This window comes from Bartonella sp. MR168JLCBS (assembly GCF_042194175.1).
In genome coordinates this window covers 23,474-39,052 of the sequence record NZ_JBHIMP010000002.1, presented here as the reverse complement: position 1 = coordinate 39,052, position 15,579 = coordinate 23,474, and the positions used below count along the sequence as shown (strand labels likewise).

The 15,579-nt window shown below is 40.3% G+C and carries 13 protein-coding genes and 1 pseudogene; 4 read left to right on the top strand and 10 right to left on the bottom strand.

The genetic code is table 11. The features are described from left to right. Window positions 1-6: 6 nt before the first annotated feature. From zwf to ACFIK8_RS02185, 4 genes are all read right to left on the bottom strand, one after another. Window positions 7-1,479 carry a glucose-6-phosphate dehydrogenase gene (gene zwf / locus ACFIK8_RS02200; protein ID WP_375652829.1) on the bottom strand — a complete coding sequence of 491 codons (1,473 nt, stop codon included), beginning with the start codon at window positions 1,477-1,479 and terminating at the stop codon, window positions 7-9. 120 nt (window positions 1,480-1,599) lie between these two features. Next, the gene (locus ACFIK8_RS02195; protein ID WP_375644610.1) at window positions 1,600-2,883 is read right to left on the bottom strand and encodes an NAD(P)/FAD-dependent oxidoreductase; all 1,284 of its coding nucleotides are present in this window, start codon (window positions 2,881-2,883) and stop codon (window positions 1,600-1,602) included. A gap of 11 nt (window positions 2,884-2,894) precedes the next feature. After that, complete coding sequence (locus ACFIK8_RS02190; protein WP_375635802.1) at window positions 2,895-4,322, bottom strand: glutamine synthetase family protein; 1,428 nt, start codon at window positions 4,320-4,322, stop codon at window positions 2,895-2,897. Window positions 4,323-5,431: 1,109 nt separating this feature from the next. Next, window positions 5,432-5,908, bottom strand: coding sequence for a hypothetical protein (locus ACFIK8_RS02185; RefSeq protein WP_375668929.1), 477 nt, complete (start codon window positions 5,906-5,908; stop codon window positions 5,432-5,434). 641 nt (window positions 5,909-6,549) lie between these two features. Between ACFIK8_RS02185 and ACFIK8_RS02180 the strand changes: the two genes are divergently transcribed. From ACFIK8_RS02180 to ACFIK8_RS02170, 3 genes are read left to right on the top strand one after another with little or no spacing between them, the layout of a single operon-like run. After that, window positions 6,550-6,927, top strand: a complete 378-nt coding sequence (locus ACFIK8_RS02180; protein WP_375668928.1) for a hypothetical protein — start codon at window positions 6,550-6,552, stop codon at window positions 6,925-6,927. Next, window positions 6,924-7,667, top strand: coding sequence for a hypothetical protein (locus tag ACFIK8_RS02175; RefSeq protein WP_375668927.1), 744 nt, complete (start codon window positions 6,924-6,926; stop codon window positions 7,665-7,667). The genes ACFIK8_RS02180 and ACFIK8_RS02175 overlap by 4 nt, the downstream gene beginning before the upstream one ends. Window positions 7,668-7,700: 33 nt before the next feature. Further along, window positions 7,701-8,921 (top strand): MFS transporter, encoded by a 1,221-nt coding sequence (locus tag ACFIK8_RS02170; protein WP_375668926.1) that lies wholly within the window; start codon window positions 7,701-7,703, stop codon window positions 8,919-8,921. A 48-nt stretch (window positions 8,922-8,969) separates the two neighbouring features. Here ACFIK8_RS02170 and ACFIK8_RS02165 read toward each other — a convergent pair whose 3' ends face one another. Then, complete coding sequence (locus tag ACFIK8_RS02165) at window positions 8,970-9,095, bottom strand: hypothetical protein (RefSeq protein WP_274532013.1); 126 nt, start codon at window positions 9,093-9,095, stop codon at window positions 8,970-8,972. Between the two features lie 576 nt (window positions 9,096-9,671). Here ACFIK8_RS02165 and ACFIK8_RS02160 point away from each other — a divergent pair. Further along, window positions 9,672-9,851, top strand: coding sequence for a hypothetical protein (locus ACFIK8_RS02160; protein ID WP_375628256.1), 180 nt, complete (start codon window positions 9,672-9,674; stop codon window positions 9,849-9,851). 27 nt (window positions 9,852-9,878) lie between these two features. On the opposite strand, the pseudogene ACFIK8_RS02155 reads toward ACFIK8_RS02160, so the two are convergent. From ACFIK8_RS02155 to ACFIK8_RS02135, 5 genes and pseudogenes are all read right to left on the bottom strand, one after another. After that, window positions 9,879-10,177, bottom strand: a pseudogene (locus ACFIK8_RS02155) (hypothetical protein). A 515-nt stretch (window positions 10,178-10,692) separates the two neighbouring features. Then, on the bottom strand, window positions 10,693-11,943 hold the full coding sequence (locus tag ACFIK8_RS02150) for an MFS transporter (protein WP_375635806.1): 1,251 nt from the start codon (window positions 11,941-11,943) through the stop codon (window positions 10,693-10,695). Between the two features lie 297 nt (window positions 11,944-12,240). Continuing rightward, complete coding sequence (locus ACFIK8_RS02145; RefSeq protein WP_375668961.1) at window positions 12,241-12,513, bottom strand: hypothetical protein; 273 nt, start codon at window positions 12,511-12,513, stop codon at window positions 12,241-12,243. Between the two features lie 8 nt (window positions 12,514-12,521). Then, the gene (locus tag ACFIK8_RS02140) at window positions 12,522-14,417 is read right to left on the bottom strand and encodes a hypothetical protein (RefSeq protein WP_375668925.1); all 1,896 of its coding nucleotides are present in this window, start codon (window positions 14,415-14,417) and stop codon (window positions 12,522-12,524) included. Beyond that, window positions 14,345-15,436, bottom strand: a complete 1,092-nt coding sequence (locus tag ACFIK8_RS02135; RefSeq protein ID WP_375668924.1) for a DEAD/DEAH box helicase family protein — start codon at window positions 15,434-15,436, stop codon at window positions 14,345-14,347. The genes ACFIK8_RS02140 and ACFIK8_RS02135 overlap by 73 nt, the downstream gene beginning before the upstream one ends. Window positions 15,437-15,579: the final 143 nt, after the last annotated feature.

Here is a 15,579-nt window from a genome sequence, read left to right as displayed (position 1 = left end):
ATTGCTCTAAACTAAATTGTTCCATATACGCCCATCACGTTCCATGAGAATCGTCGAAGCAGATGGCCCCCACGAACCAGCGCTATAACTGTGAAAAGGCTGTTTTATTGCTTCCCATCCCTTAATGATTGGATCAATCCAACGCCAAGCAGCCTCAACTTCATCACGACGCATAAACAGCGTTTGATCTCCACGAATAACATCCATTAATAAACGTTCATAAGCATCAGGATTACGTTCAGAAAATGCGGAAGCAAAACTCATATCTAATGGAATATGACGAAACCGCATACCGCCGTAACTTGGATCCTTAATCATCAACCATTGTTTCACACCCTCATCAGGTTGGAGACGAATCACAAGCCGATTAGAAAAAATTTCATCTAAATCCACATTAAAAATATTATGAGGAATAGGTTTAAAAACCACAACAATTTCAGACATTCGCGTAAACATGCGCTTACCTGTTCGTAAATAAAAAGGCGTATTAGCCCAACGCCAGTTATCAATCTTAACCTTAAGCGCTACAAATGTTTCACTCTTACTCACTCTTCCCAGATCATCGAAATAAGACTCTACAGATATACCATTTGATAGACCAGAAAGATACTGCCCACGTACAGTATGCTGTCCTACATTATGTACATCAAGCGGTGTTAAAGAATGTAAAATTTTAAGTTTTTCATCGCGCACAGCATTAGCACTGTTGGTAAATGGTATTTCCATCGCAACCAAACAAAGTAATTGCAGCATATGGTTTTGGACCATATCCCGTAGAGCACCAGTGCTTTCATAATATTCTGTACGCCCCTCTAACCCTAAAGATTCAGCAACGGTTATTTGAACATGATCAATATAGTTGGAGTTCCATAGCGGTTCATAAAGTGTATTAACAAACCGCAATGCCATTAAATTTTGAACAGTTTCCTTCCCAAGATAATGATCAATACGAAAGATCTGCTCTTCATTAAAGACGCTTGCAAATGCATCATTAAGTGAAACAGCTGTTTTTACATCGCAACCAATTGGTTTTTCAATGATAATCCGTGTTTGTGGTGTCACCAAATCATTTTTTCCCAACTTCATCGCAATATCAGCAAAAAGTGACGAACTAACAGCCAAATAAAAAGCTCGAATATTCGCTGAATCTCGTGACAGAAGGAGAGCTAAATCCTCCCACCCTCGATTTGAGGAAGCATCAACAGAAACATAGCTTAAACGTGCAAGAAAACGATTGAGTTCTGTTGAATTGAGATCTTTTGGATGGATATGTTTTTCTAAAGAAGTGCGGACAAAATTTTGATATTCTTCATGACTTAAGGGAGTGCGGGAAGCCCCAATAATACGTGTTGGCTCACTGAATTGACCAACACACTGACAATGATACAAAGCCGGCAAAAGCTTGCGCGACGCCAAATCACCATTGCCACCAAAAACAATACAATCAAAAGAAGAAACTGGAATAATTTTATGCACCATGAACTTATTTATTTTTCTATTCGATTATGAAATCCCATATCACTTATAAAAGCTTCGCTCATTAAAGCAAACAGATACTAAAGAAGCCATTAATTTGCTTCATTTCAAGCAATGTTTCCATCAAAAACGATCCATTAAAGAAAACCAACGCATTGCTAAAAATATAAGCGGATAACGCAAAACTCTTCCCCCCGGAAAAGATGAAATCTTCAAGTCTTGGAAATAGGAAAAACGTTCATATTTTCCAGTCAACCATTCTGCGTATAATTTTCCTATGAAAGGAGCCAGCATAACGCCATGCCCTGAATAACCACCACAATAAGTCATCCTTGAAAAAAGTTGTCGAACATAGGGCATGCGCTCAACTGTAATGGCAACCGTTGCTCCCCAACAATGGCTTAAATTGATAGAGTGTAATTGAGGATAAACTTCAGCAATTTGCCGTTTTATACGTTCATCTAAATTTAAAGGATGTTTATTATCATAACTTTCTACGCCACCAAATAAGAGACGATTATCAACGCTTTTGCGAAAATAGCGAACCATAAAACGGGAATCATCAACCGATTCCCCGCCTGCGAGAATTGAACTGTGCTTTGGTAATGGGTCCGTTGCTCCAATATAAGAACGAATAGAAACAATATTTTTTTCAATAAAACGCTCCAGACCAAGTTTATACCCATTTGTTGCAAGTAGCACATGCTCTGCTGTTACACTGCCTTTTTCTGTTATCACTTTCCAATGGGCTCCCGTGCGCCTTACGGTCGTTACTTGTGACTTCTCATAAAGCTTAGCACCAACATCTTTAGCTTTTTTTGCCAATCCAATAATCAATTTTAAGGGATTTATATGGCCGGTATCCGCATCATAAATACCACCACAATAAAAAGACGATCCAAGTCGCCTAGATGTTTCTGCCCTATCCATAAAAGTAAGCGCATGATAGCCATAACGCTGCATCACCTCAATATGCCGTTGATAAGAGAGAAGCTCACGCCTTTTATGTGTCACAGAAAGCTGTCCTCCTATCAAATCACACGAACAATTAGGCATCGCGCATAAAGATAAAATATCTCTTTTAGCTTCTTCTGCTAAATCAAACAGAGCCTTACTTCGCTCAAAACCATACTTTTTTTCTAATGTTTCTACCCATTGCCGTTGCCCTGTTCCCAGCTGTCCACCATTGCGCCCTGAAGCACCATCACCAAAACGTGATGCTTCAAATAAAACAACATCTACTCCAGCCTTGACTAAATGATAAGCAGCCGACAGACCCGTAAATCCGCCTCCAATAATGACCACATCACACTGTCTGTTTTCACAAAAAGAAGGATAAGAGGGACGTTCTTTTAAAGTATCTTCATACCAAGAAATTCCTGGAGAAATTGAATTATAATCAATCATCTTCATAAAATTTAAACATTCAGCAGAAGATATTCACGCTCCCACGGACTAATTACTTCCATGAAAGTTTCAAACTCTTGTCGTTTGATTGCAGCATAAGTACTGACAAACACATCCCCTAAAATAGCACGTATCGCTGTATCTTGTTCAAACAAATTGACTGCCTCAATGAGTCCACGCGGTAACTCAATATTATCAGCGTTTACATTATTTGTTGCTGGCTCATCCGGCTCAATTTTTTGTTGCAAACCAATAAGACCACACGCTAGAGAAGCTGCAAGGGCTAAATAGGGATTCGCATCTGATGAAGGAAGTCTATTCTCAACACGCCGCGCTTGAGGAGCAGAACGGGGAACTCGAAAAGCTGTAGTACGATTATCATATCCCCATCTCAAATTAACAGGAGCCGAATTATCAGGGACAAGACGTCGATAAGAATTCACATAAGGCGCAAGCATCACAAGTACCCCTGGCATATGTTTTTGCAATCCACCAATAAAATGGCGAAAACAGATACTTTCTTCACCATTTTCCTGTGTAAAAATATTCATACCGGTTTTCTTATCAACAACCGATTGGTGAATATGCATAGCAGAACCCGGCTGCCCTTGAATGGGTTTTGCCATAAAAGTTGCATACATATTATGTTTTAGTGCAGCTTCACGAATTGTTCGTTTAAACATAAAAACTTGATCCGCTAATTCAATAGGATCACCATGACGTAAATTGATTTCAAACTGACCTGCTCCTTCTTCATGAATGAGGGTATCAATTTCCAATCCTTGTGCCTCTGAAAAATGATAAATATCATCAATCAAATCATCAAATTCATTCACACCGGCAATGGAATACCCCTGTCCACCACCAATTGAACGCCCAGAACGACCAACCGGTGGAACTAACGGATAATCAGGATCGGGATTTTTTTGTACCAAATAAAATTCAATTTCTGGTGAAACAACAGGGCTTAAACCCATTTTTGTGTAAAAATGAACTACCGTTCGTAAAACATTGCGTGGTGTGTAATCCACAACCTGACCATTTTGATACACAAGATCACAAATCACCTGTGCTGTGGGAGCATCTTCCCATGGAACAATGCTTAACGTAGAAAGATCAGGCTCAAGGCGTAAATCACCATCTGCTTTAGGATATTCAAAACCATGACCATCTTCAGGATAATCCCCTGAAATTGTTGCCATAAAAACTGCTGAAGGCAATGCCAATGATGTTTCCGATGTAAATTTTTTAGAAAGCATCATCTTGCCCCGTGGTACCCCTGCTTGATCAGGCGTAATACATTCAATATCCTCTACCTTACGGAAAGCAAGCCATTGTGAAACTTGTTCCCAATTGCGCACACCACGTAAACTTTTGAGAAAACGAGAGACAGGTTTAAAATTTTTACTTTTCGTTTGTTTACCATTTTTTACAGCCATAACATACCAACTTTACAAACAATCAAGTTCTATTCTTATAGTATCAGCCCCTGCATAAACGACACGAAAAAAAATTATCAACTGATATTTTTGAAGAATACTATAAGATCTATCAAGGTAAAAGAACTTTACGCTCAACAAGCTATCCTATCACCATAGTGAAAAAGTTGATATTGCACGCGATACATCGGTGCGAACCTTCTTCTTATATAAAACAGCGAGAAATACCATATTGTACGTAACCTAATTCCGATTCAAATAATCATATATAAGCAAACATTGGCGAGAATAATAAAGGTGAGATATTTAATTTCCTTTTGGTTGTAGTAATGCTTAATTAAAAGAAAAGAAACTTTTCTTTTAATATGAAGCAAGTTTTGTAACTCTATTGTTATCCACATAGAAGTAAACACCCTAGGATAGTGAGTAGCCTTTACAGCTAGTGCTTACAAACACTCACCCCGCCGTAATATGCGTAAATGTATTTTCAGGACAAGACATACGCTTAGCATTTCCGACATGAAACTTAACCATCCCCTGCATAATAGAGCTATCAACCTTGTTCTGAGCGAATACTTATAAACTCTGCACTTATATCAATTCCCACCGCTTGACATTGCACTTCGCACACAATATTTAGGGCTGAAAATACAGTAGAGCATACCAAATCCAATAGATAGGATTTTTTGCTAATTGCGCCATGCGGGATCCAACATTTGATAGTCTCCAGCCCACTAGGAGGTTTGTTATTTATATCTAAAAAGCCAAAAAATCAGGATATGAGAACACAATAATATCAAGTTCCTTTGAACTAACGTCTTTCATCGTCGATCTTCCACCATCGTAAAATCTTTTTTGTATCAGTTGCTTTCACATACTTTGACTTATGATCTAGTGATACTGTGTAGATTGAGTACACATCCCCAGAGCCCAGATTGTAATTAAGTTCGTACCATTCTGCTCTTTTATAGAGCTAATATTTGAAAATAAATAACCATAATCTTCAGATATAATACGCCTAGGTTCAATAATTACCGTAAGCTTATATAAATCACAACCCAATTGTGATAATGCCTCATAAATTTTACGAGGGTATTCGTCATTGACCGTCACGGCATCGCAGAACGCTGTGGAAGTCGGATATCCCCCCCTAGACTGATAAAACTTTTTTGATCCTTCAATGCGTAAATATCCTTTCCAGCCTTAGTTAAGGTGGATACTATTAACTCAGTCGAATTCAAATGAGAGCCCACATGCAAAGGCACCCCATTAAGCCTAATCCTATTGGATTCTAGCAAAGATAATGCGGCAAGTAACTCCGCCGCAGTCATACCAAAACGCGATCTATCCCCGTTTGCCAGTACATAGCACAATCTCAATGAGATTTTAGGCAATATGTCAAAATGGCGGGCAAGAGCGATGATGTCATGTAATTCGATAATATTATCACACTGGACATTTATATGTTTTCTAATAGATAATTCTATCTCTTCTCGAAGTTTTACAGGGATATTAAAAAATATATCTCCACCTTTAAAACCATCTTTTTGCGCTAATGATATTTCATAATCAGACGCAAATTCCAAGTCGCAGCAACATAACAATGATGCCCCGCACGTCCATTAAAATACCCTGCTTTTTCTCGCCCTAGGCATTCATAGCCCGACCACGTAAAACAGGATACCAATTACAATATCAGACCATAAGGCTGCAAGAGAAAGTTCTTTTATATTTTTATCTTTAGATTGCCTCTTAAACAAGCTAGCCTGTTCATATAGTAAGTTATATGTATAATACATATAACTTCTACAAAAGGAGGATTCATTATGTTCCGTGAAAATCTTTGGTAATACACTCGGGTGATTGGATCACCAGTCGCCCGTCAATAATATAGTGCAAGTTAAGAAATTGGGGGAGGTAAGCTATGCAACTCGTGGATCATCCTTTTGTGAAGTTCGATCAACTCAAGCCGATTTACGACTTCACATATCCGTTATTTCGCACTATTTTAAATGAATTTTACGATTACATAGACTTTAATAAACTAGCGCAAAGTAAGCAGATTCCACAAGCGCGTACCATTTCTCTTTATTTGCATATTCCCTTTTGCGAAACCATCTGTTCCTTCTGTCCCTTTCAGAAAGGGGCCTACAAGCACGTTAAGCAAATCGAATCTTATATGTCAGCATTTACCACATAGATCAGAAACAAAGGAAATTTCATTCGCTTGCTTAGAGGGTTCATCCGCAGCATCTATATAGGGGGCGGCACACCGTCGCTTTTGTCCGCAGATAATATCCGACACATCGGAAAAGTATTGCATGCCGAATTTGAGCTCTCTTCCTTAACCGAGTTTACACCGGAAAGCGAACCGAAGAGCGTCACACGTGATAAACTTTATGCTGCCCGTGAGATCGGCGTTAACCGGATCAGCTTCGGTATACAGAGTTTCATTGAGCGTTTCCGATCATTGTTTAACCTCACCTCAACACGTGAACAAATCAACAATACCGTGGCTTGGTCACAAGAGATAATTGGACATGTCGGTTTCGACCTACTATTGGCATGCACAGCCAGCAAGCCGAAGAACTATTATACGATTTGAAGCAAGCCAGCGAGCTTCATCCTGAAACCATCAACCTCTATGCAATCAACAATCTGGCTATCACGTCGCAACTGCATAAGTCTTACGCACAAAAAGGGCTAAAGCCATCCAGCCTACAGCATCGACAGATGCTTCGCTTATTTAGCGACATCGTTATGCGCAGCTGCGGCTATGCGCCGTGTAATGGGCATTCCTATATCAAAATTGCCAATGACACTCCTCTAACGCTCGCTAAAACGAGTTCAGCTAATTATTTCCGCTATCACAAATATTTGCATGGTTATCATGACGATTATGTGGTTGAATTCGGAGCGTCAGCACTGTCGGTTCTCGGCTCACTCGTCACACGAGCCAATCCCAGTCGAAGCGGATACATTACCGACATACAACTTAAAGGCAAATCCAAAGTATACTACAATTGGGTATCAGCGGAGCAACAAGCCTCCAAGGCTTTGTGTATGAGGCTACCTTATAACGGTTATGCCAAAAAAGAAAGAATTGACTGGACCGCACTCCCCTCTTTCGTTTACAATAACCTACAACAGCTCATAGGTGCAGGTCTCATCGCAGAAAGTGATAACGATCTCCAGCTGACTCAGCGTGGTTGGCAATGGTATTCCAACCTTATGTATTTTCTTCTACCTCAGGCAGATAGGGATATCTTGGACGGCTATGTCGCAAACATGCTGAATACAACCGCCGTACTTGATGGAACAGCGGAAACCTGTGTGGCATCTTAAGGAGAAAAGAATGTTCACGTTAAGGAGAACAGAATGTTCACGCTTTTTGCCAACAAGAACATACGCTATTTTTGCCTAACCGTTAGTCTGCTCGCCTTACTCAGCGGTGCTTTGCGCACTGCCATCCCGCTATTAGCAAGACAATCTGGATATGGCGTAGTCGGAGTAAGTTGGGCGCAAGGTCTCTTTTCATTAGCGTGGCCAATTTTCGGCATCCTTGCAGGCATTTTACTTGATCGCTGCGACAAAATAAAACTTGCCACCTCGGCTCTCTTCATCTTCATGCTACTGCATATTGTCCTGTTCGTACTGCTCATGATACAGATTGCTCCAGCCGAACAAATTTTCTTCTATGCAACCATTGCTGGATTCATCGTCGTTTCTGCCGAAGCTTATATAATGACGATTCCACCACTTATCATGGAGGGAGAGCGATTGATGACCTTCTACTCTATTGTCTTGTTTTTAGATTTCGGGGTCTCCTATTTTCTTGCCCCTGTCATAACAAGCAGCATTTTAGCGCATAGCACACTGCTATTTCTTGGCCTTTTAATCGTGCTTTTTATCACATTGATTTTTACCGCTCGCCGTGCTGTTCCGACATCGCCAACACCTGATAAAGAAAACATCACTTTCCGTTATATCATTGCCGGCTTTCGTTTCATTTTTTCAAATCGGCATCTTACCTCCCTTACATTACTCACATTCTTTCTATCGGTGGTATTTGGAGCATTCCTAACCTCATTCATCTTCTTCGTTACCGACAGTCGGTATCTGGGCCTACATAGCAGCCAATATGGCGTGATGTTTGCAGCCTACGCGCTTGGTACAATGGCAGGTGCCCTATTTGCACCACATATACGCTATGCACCGGTGCGCCTAGCTGTTCTCACTGACGGTTTAGGGACGGTTATCTTGCTGCTGGTTCCAGCCTTTTCAAAAAGTGCTGTCGTCGTATGGGGCGTCACCTTTATCGCTGGCGTTGGAGCAAGCTTATGGTTTATTGGTGTTACCGCCTTCAGGCAGCGCCTCACACCAAAACAACTTCTCGGGCGAGCTAATTCTGCTTTTCGGGTGATCGGCTATGCTGGAATGCCGGTCGGAAGCTTTTTGGTCGGCGTCCTTGGTTCTTTTATATCATTGCAGTTTGCTGCCGCCTTTATCGCTGGACTACTATTGGTGGCTATCGCGATAACGCTTCCATTTCTTTGGCAGGCTGATCATATAGACACACCCAACCCTGCCACGAGGTAACAGCTGCCTTTTAAAAAAGACACGGTCAAAAAAGGCACACATACCCTATTACGCAATCGATTGACCTGTTCTTTGGACGAGGAAATTATAACCGTAATGGCTAATAGAGCCAGAGGCAATAATGGAAGCAGCTAAACAAGCGTTAAAGGCAAAATAGCCCCTTTTACGTTGCATTGGGCGATGATCTCAACGCCTATATGAAGGATGCAGAGAGCTTATAGCGTACGGAGCACAATTCTTAACTAAAAACTCCGCCCTAGCAATACCCACTTATACTCCAATTAATCTGTCACCCGCTGGACATCAAATGCCTCACCCCTTTACTGCTCCTCAAAATACATTTTGCTGCACTTACGCGCCGTATTCTTCCTTTGTAATTAAAAGAGCAGCCCTCCTTTCCTAATTTAAGATCTCTGTCTACAAAACGCAGCAACAGATGCGACCATATATGCAATCACGCCTTAGGACCTGCATAGTAGAAAGCTTAGTTCAAGAGATTCATAAAGCCTATATCCCAATAAATTTACCACCCAATTCACCTTTTAAAAGGGCGGCTTTATATAAACCGTTAGAGCAAGCTATGAAATCCTTAGGTGTATTAGAAATAATTGGCGGTTTTACCTCAGACCAATGTTGATTGACTTTTACTCGTGCATATACGCAAGCGGTGCTACTCTTTTCTCAGATAGAAAGGACATAATCGTTACCATCTGACCTATTATTGTTTGAAAATAAAGAAAAAGTATCAGTGTGACTGATGATATTGAAGAGCTATCTCATTATGTGGCTGTACTTAATTACGGCATTGGGAAGCTAGACACGCAATCACCCATTTCTGCGCGCCTTCTGCATGATATTCATAAGATTTTATTACGCGGTAAACGGGGTACGTCCAAAAGCCTTGGCGAATTTCGCAAAGCACAAAATTAGCTTGGCGGTACGCAACTAAAGACAGCGTCATTCGTGCCGCCCGCTCCTACCACAGCCCCCCACTTTCTCTACCACCATCCCCCGCTTAGAATCGCGCCAACTCATTACCAGAGCCTCGTCAAACACCACACCAGTCTCAAGGGCGATAAAATGCGCCTTGCCGCATTTAATCTTCAGCATTTCTTTAAGGCACAAATCAAACTCGCTATTCGTTCCTTTTGTTTCCAGTACAAAATAAAGCTTTTGCGCGCCTTCTCACTCTTAAACACCCCAAAATCCGGCGTGTAAGAGCCTATGAGCGTCATGATTTTAAAGCTCCTTGGCAATTAAAAAAATAATTTTACTTCGGAGGCATTATCATTAATTTTGCGCAAATTCTTTCTCAATTATAAACCACATGATCATATACACTCTTCTCACTCACCAGAGCTGTACGCTCTAAATTCGCCAAAAGTTAGCTACTTGCAAAACATTCTTGCACACTATAGTCTTGGCCAGCTAGTTTTAAATATTTAATACCAGCAATAGTAAAATTGACATACGCTTTATCGAGGATTTCCTCCGCGCACTCTAAAAAAGCTTGCGTTTTTTGCAAAATCTAATACGCGCCCACTATTTAGCAAAACATCAATATCACAAGCTTCTTGATATGCTCGTTCGCGATATTTCTGGCTAATAGCCGCACAATCATTTGGCGCATTCAAATCGGTAAGCATCTCTACTAAAAACGATGGACAGCTATTAATTTCGACTCAATCCATATAAGATGACCCACACACTATTTTTTCCTGTGTCTTTATGTAAGTCATAGGCAAGTTCCTATTTAACAGTATCTTCACTTTCAAACCTTCTCGTCTTTTATTAACTTTTTATCAGTATAAAGCCAGGCCAAATTAAGCGGGATAATTAAACATATACAAAGCAAGGTGAAACAAAAAGCTGCTTCTATACAAACATTGTTCGCCAACCAACCAATCAGCACAAGCGCTAAAATACCAAAAATACGTGCAAGAAAACTAACAATGGATAAAACCGTATTTGCATTCTTTTGTTGAATATGTTTAAAAAATTCTGCTTCAAACTGCGTTACGGGGACAGAAAAAAAACTGTGAAATACGGTGAATAAAATAATGGGGGCCCAACTGTTTGCAACGAGAAGCAGAGCAAGCATAACAACAGCACTCAGGACTAGTGAGTACAAAGTTATCGCCATAGGAGCGTATTTTTGCATAAGATATTTAATTACAAAGCGATTAAATAAGTATTTTACGAGAGTATAAGACACAAAGCACAGGCCAAGAATAAGAATTTTAGTCTTTCCTGTTGCATTGTCTAATACTCCTGTTTGTCCCAAAATAAAAGGTTGCCAAAAATGAAATATTGGCTGCAATGCGGCAACAATAAAACCACATATCAATATATAATATAACCCGATTTTTGAGGTAACTAAATAAGCAAAAGCTTCTGTTGCATGCAACAAAGAACCTGAGTCTATTGGCTGACTATCCGAAACGGATGCAATACCTATCCCCGTCACCCGACTAAACAAGAATACAAGTACGAGAAATCCGAAAGAACAAAAATAATATGCCGACTGATAATTATCCATACACAAAACAATAAGAACACCTAGCGCACCAGCAACCGTATTCATGAATGCCGTTAGTTCCCGCTTATAGGCGTTTACTTGGTGGTAGATCAAACTATCCTTGTAACCACCGCCGTCGATTAAGCCTTTAATCCATGTGCTATCAGCGCCAGAACATAAAGCAAAGCCTAAAGCATAAATAATTTCTGCCGGAATTAAGACAGAAAGATTAGGCGCGTAGATACATAAAAAGAAGAAGAGCGAAAAAAAGAAACATGATAAGATAACATTTTGTTTAACGCCGATTTTATCTCCTAAAATCCCACAAGGCACTTCAAAAATACAAATAGCTACGCTAAACACAATTTGCAATAAAGCTAACTGTGTTATGCTAACGCCCATAGACAAGAAAAAAAAAGCATGGAAGGAACCTGTAATCAGCCGAACCCCACTCATTGCCGCACAGCCATAGAGCAACTTTTTAACTTCATAATCTATCGTCATTAATATATCCAAAGGCTATAAAGCTGCCAGCTTTATATATTCTAAAACCTCAATTCAGAAGGGAGCTTCGAGCAGCCATTTTCTGCTCACTTGCTCGGGCTTTGAGCACAGTAACATCACCCCGCTTAATTTGATTTTTTCAGTTGTTTATACATATTTTTAGTTTTCATAACTTTACCTCCTATATTAGAAGTGTGGATTATAGCTACTTTGTAGCCACCTTTTGTCAATTTATTATCTTGATATAAAAAGTTTGGCTGTCCTCCCCGCGCTCACGTTAAGTATTTCATGCACCAATCATTCTGCAACAACCACCGCAGCACTTGGAAACTCATGCGCCGCTTCGGGCAAAGTACGCTTATATTCACGCCAATTTGTCACCGGCTGGTCGTTAAATGCAATGCTCGTTTGCAGTGCAGCAAAATGCGCTTTGCCGCATTTAATTTTCAGCATTTCTTTAAGGCGCAAATCAAACTCGCTGTTTGCCCCTTTTGTTTCCAGCACAAAGTAAAGCTTTTGTTCGCCATCCCGCTCTAAAAAGACCGCCCAATCAGGCGTATAAGAACCAATGGGAGTGGCTATTTTAAAACTTCTTGGCAGTTTAAAAACAATCTGACTTCAGGATCATTTTCAAGACTTTGTGCAAACTCTTTCTCCACACTGCTTTCATAAACCACATGATCATACACACTCTTCTCACTCACAACAGCTGTACGCTCTAAATTTGCCACAAGTTCTTCACTGGTAAAAAGCTCTTGCACACTATATTCTTTCCCGACCAGCTTTAAATATTTAATGCCATCAATTGTAAGATTAACATGGGTTTTATTGAGTATTTCTTCTATGCGCTCTAAAAAAGCTTGTGGATTTTTCACAAACTCATGCTCACGACCACTCTTTGTAAAAATACCAATAATTGTCTTTGCGGTTAATTTCAACTTTAAGGTCAGATAATGTACAATGTTCGGCAGTGCACACAAACTATAATCAAGCGTACTCTGCTTTAATAACTGCTCTTCGTAGGTCACACCAGCACTATCCAGTTCTATCTCTGCTGTCTGATAAACCAAATGCGCGGGCGCAACTGGCGCCATTTTTTTCACTGCATCCACTGCTTTGGCAACAAACTCTGTACGATCAAGCTTTGCACGATAAGTGGTTTTTTTATTGATCTTCTCCCACAAGGACAAAAACTCGGGCGAAGCCACTGTTTGCTTTTTAAGCTTAACCCGCACCTCGCGCGCAGCATTACGAATAATCGGCATGGCTTGGCTCGCTTCTAGCGCCTGCAGCACAGCCTGCTTTTGCCCTTTACTAAAACGTTCACTTAAATCCAACGCCCCAGTCGCCCATTGCGCTTTTAATGTATCTGTGATTTTTCCTGCTGATGTAAGCAAGGCTTTTTCACGCAACTCAACCAATATATCAGCAGCCTCTTGCGAAGACAGAATTTTTGTTTCCGTCACAGCTGTCATATAAATCAGATCTTGCAGCGTCTCAACATTAATAAGTGCGCCTGAATCAATTTTTTTCATAATTTCTTGACGCAATTCGCGTGGCATTTCCTCCGCCCCTATAGCTTCAAATTCGCTCGCCACTAAATCCTGATCTACTTTAACGACACCCGCCTCGTCAATCAAATCTTTTGCAACAAGCGTTTTAATAATTTTTTGTGCTTGTGGCACTTCCACTTTAGCGGCTGCATATTTTACATCTTCATAAATACGGCCAACCAACTCCTCCATCTGCAATGTACCAAATTTATAACCAATATCCGCCTCTAATTCTTTTTGCAATGTACTCACAAACTCAGCAAAGCTTTCATTCACCATGACATGCAGCACATTTATATCTTTATCTTCCACCCGCTCACCTTGTTGGTTTACACACAAACGCAAACCGCGACCAATCTTTTGCCGCGCGGTAAAATTCGATTTTTGCTCAATCAACATACACACTTGAAACACATTCGGATTATCCCAGCCTTCTCTTAATGCCGAATGCGAAAAGATAAAACGCAAGGGGCATGCAAAAGATAATAACCACTCCTTATCGCGCATAATCGTGTTATAAGTGTCATCATCAGCTTGGCTGTCGCCCTTTGTATCCTTATACACGCCTTTCTTGTCTTGCGAGAAATAACCGCCGTGTACGTTTCGAACATTTTGCGCAAACTCAGTTCGCAAGGAGGTATATTTCTTTTTCGCCAACAGCTCTTCATAACATTCTTCAAACATACGCTCATAAAGTGCTGGCTCTTCATCATTGCTACGATATTTAGCCACCTCATCAATAAAAAAAAGTGATAAAACTTTAATCCCTAAAGGCACAAGCCGCAATTCTTTATCTAAATGTGTTTCTATAGTGCGATAAATTTGCGCGCGTTTAAGCTCTATTGTATTCACATCACCAAGCGCGTGGCCAAATTTAACAATTTCAGTATCAGAAAACTCAACGGCTTCATCCCCCGCCATGCAATTGATACCCGAAACAATATAACCCTATAAAGCTCACGCCCGCCCGTAACACGATACAGATCATCGCCTTGTCTCACTGTAACTGTTTTGCGGCTCACAGTGCCATTCTTTCCCGCAATATCCAACTCTAAGCGCGCCTTAAAGCCATGTTTGTGTGATACGGATTTCAAGGCAATATAGGGACGGTTAAAATCTTGCTCTATCTGATTAGAAGAGACACAAATTTGCTTTACCAGTCCTTTTTGATAAGCATCAACAGGTGTTAAACGATATAAAAGATTAATCTCATCTTTATGCGTGGCACTATAGCGGAAAACACAAAGCGGATTAAGGATCGCAATAGCCTCCTTCGCTTTTGCTGTATTATCCACCGATTGCGGTTCATCTATGATCACAATCGGATTTGTGTCTTGGATATAGCGCATAGCACTTTCGCCATTCAGTCTATCTTGCGGAAGGTTGATAATATTTTCTGCTTTTTTAAATGCATCAATATTGATAATCATAATTTCAATATTGGTAGAGCTTGCAAATTGGCGAATTTGCGAAAGATCTTTTGAATTATAAATAAAATAACGATAGGGCAGATTATCAAACTCTGCTTGAAAATACTCCCTTGTTACCTGAAGTGATTTATATACCCCTTCGCGAATAGCAACACTTGGTACGACAATAATAAATTTGATAAAGCCATAGCGTTGATTTAACTCAAAAATCGTCTTGCTATAGACATAAGTTTTGCCTGTTCCCGTTTCCATTTCAATAGAAAACTGCTTTTGCTCTAGCGTCTCACTCGCCAAGAGTTTATTGTTCTGTTGCACCTCTCGTAAATTTGCTAATATGCTTTCATCACTGATCAATAATCGATTACCATAACCAAATTCATTTAACGCTAATTGTCCTTGTTCTGAATGCAAAGAAAAAGAAGAATCCCGTTGTGGTTGGCCTTTAAACAAATCAATGACGCTTTTAACCGCATCATTTTGAAATTCTTGTTGTTTAAATTTAAGTCTCATATCGCCGCCTCAAGATTCCCATCTTCAATCTCATGGAGGATAATAGAAAGGAGGACACTAGAAAGTTACATGATAGCATATTTGCAAACTCCCATATGCGCGTGGCCAGTGGCACACCCTCCCCCCAATTAGTGCAGAAATGA

What these genes read in the sequence shown, in the direction of transcription:
- ACFIK8_RS02135 (WP_375668924.1), bottom strand. Translation starts at nt 15,436, where the DNA reads ATGAGACTTAAATTTAAACAACAAGAATTTCAAAATGATGCGGTTAAA.
- ACFIK8_RS02195 (WP_375644610.1), bottom strand. Translation starts at nt 2,883, where the DNA reads ATGATTGATTATAATTCAATTTCTCCAGGAATTTCTTGGTATGAAGAT.
- ACFIK8_RS02140 (WP_375668925.1), bottom strand. Translation starts at nt 14,417, where the DNA reads ATGGCGGGGGATGAAGCCGTTGAGTTTTCTGATACTGAAATTGTTAAA.
- ACFIK8_RS02150 (WP_375635806.1), bottom strand. Translation starts at nt 11,943, where the DNA reads ATGACGATAGATTATGAAGTTAAAAAGTTGCTCTATGGCTGTGCGGCA.
- ACFIK8_RS02165 (WP_274532013.1), bottom strand. Translation starts at nt 9,095, where the DNA reads ATGCAACGTAAAAGGGGCTATTTTGCCTTTAACGCTTGTTTAGCTGCT.
- zwf (WP_375652829.1), bottom strand. Translation starts at nt 1,479, where the DNA reads ATGGTGCATAAAATTATTCCAGTTTCTTCTTTTGATTGTATTGTTTTT.
- ACFIK8_RS02190 (WP_375635802.1), bottom strand. Translation starts at nt 4,322, where the DNA reads ATGGCTGTAAAAAATGGTAAACAAACGAAAAGTAAAAATTTTAAACCT.
- ACFIK8_RS02170 (WP_375668926.1), top strand. Translation starts at nt 7,701, where the DNA reads ATGTTCACGCTTTTTGCCAACAAGAACATACGCTATTTTTGCCTAACC.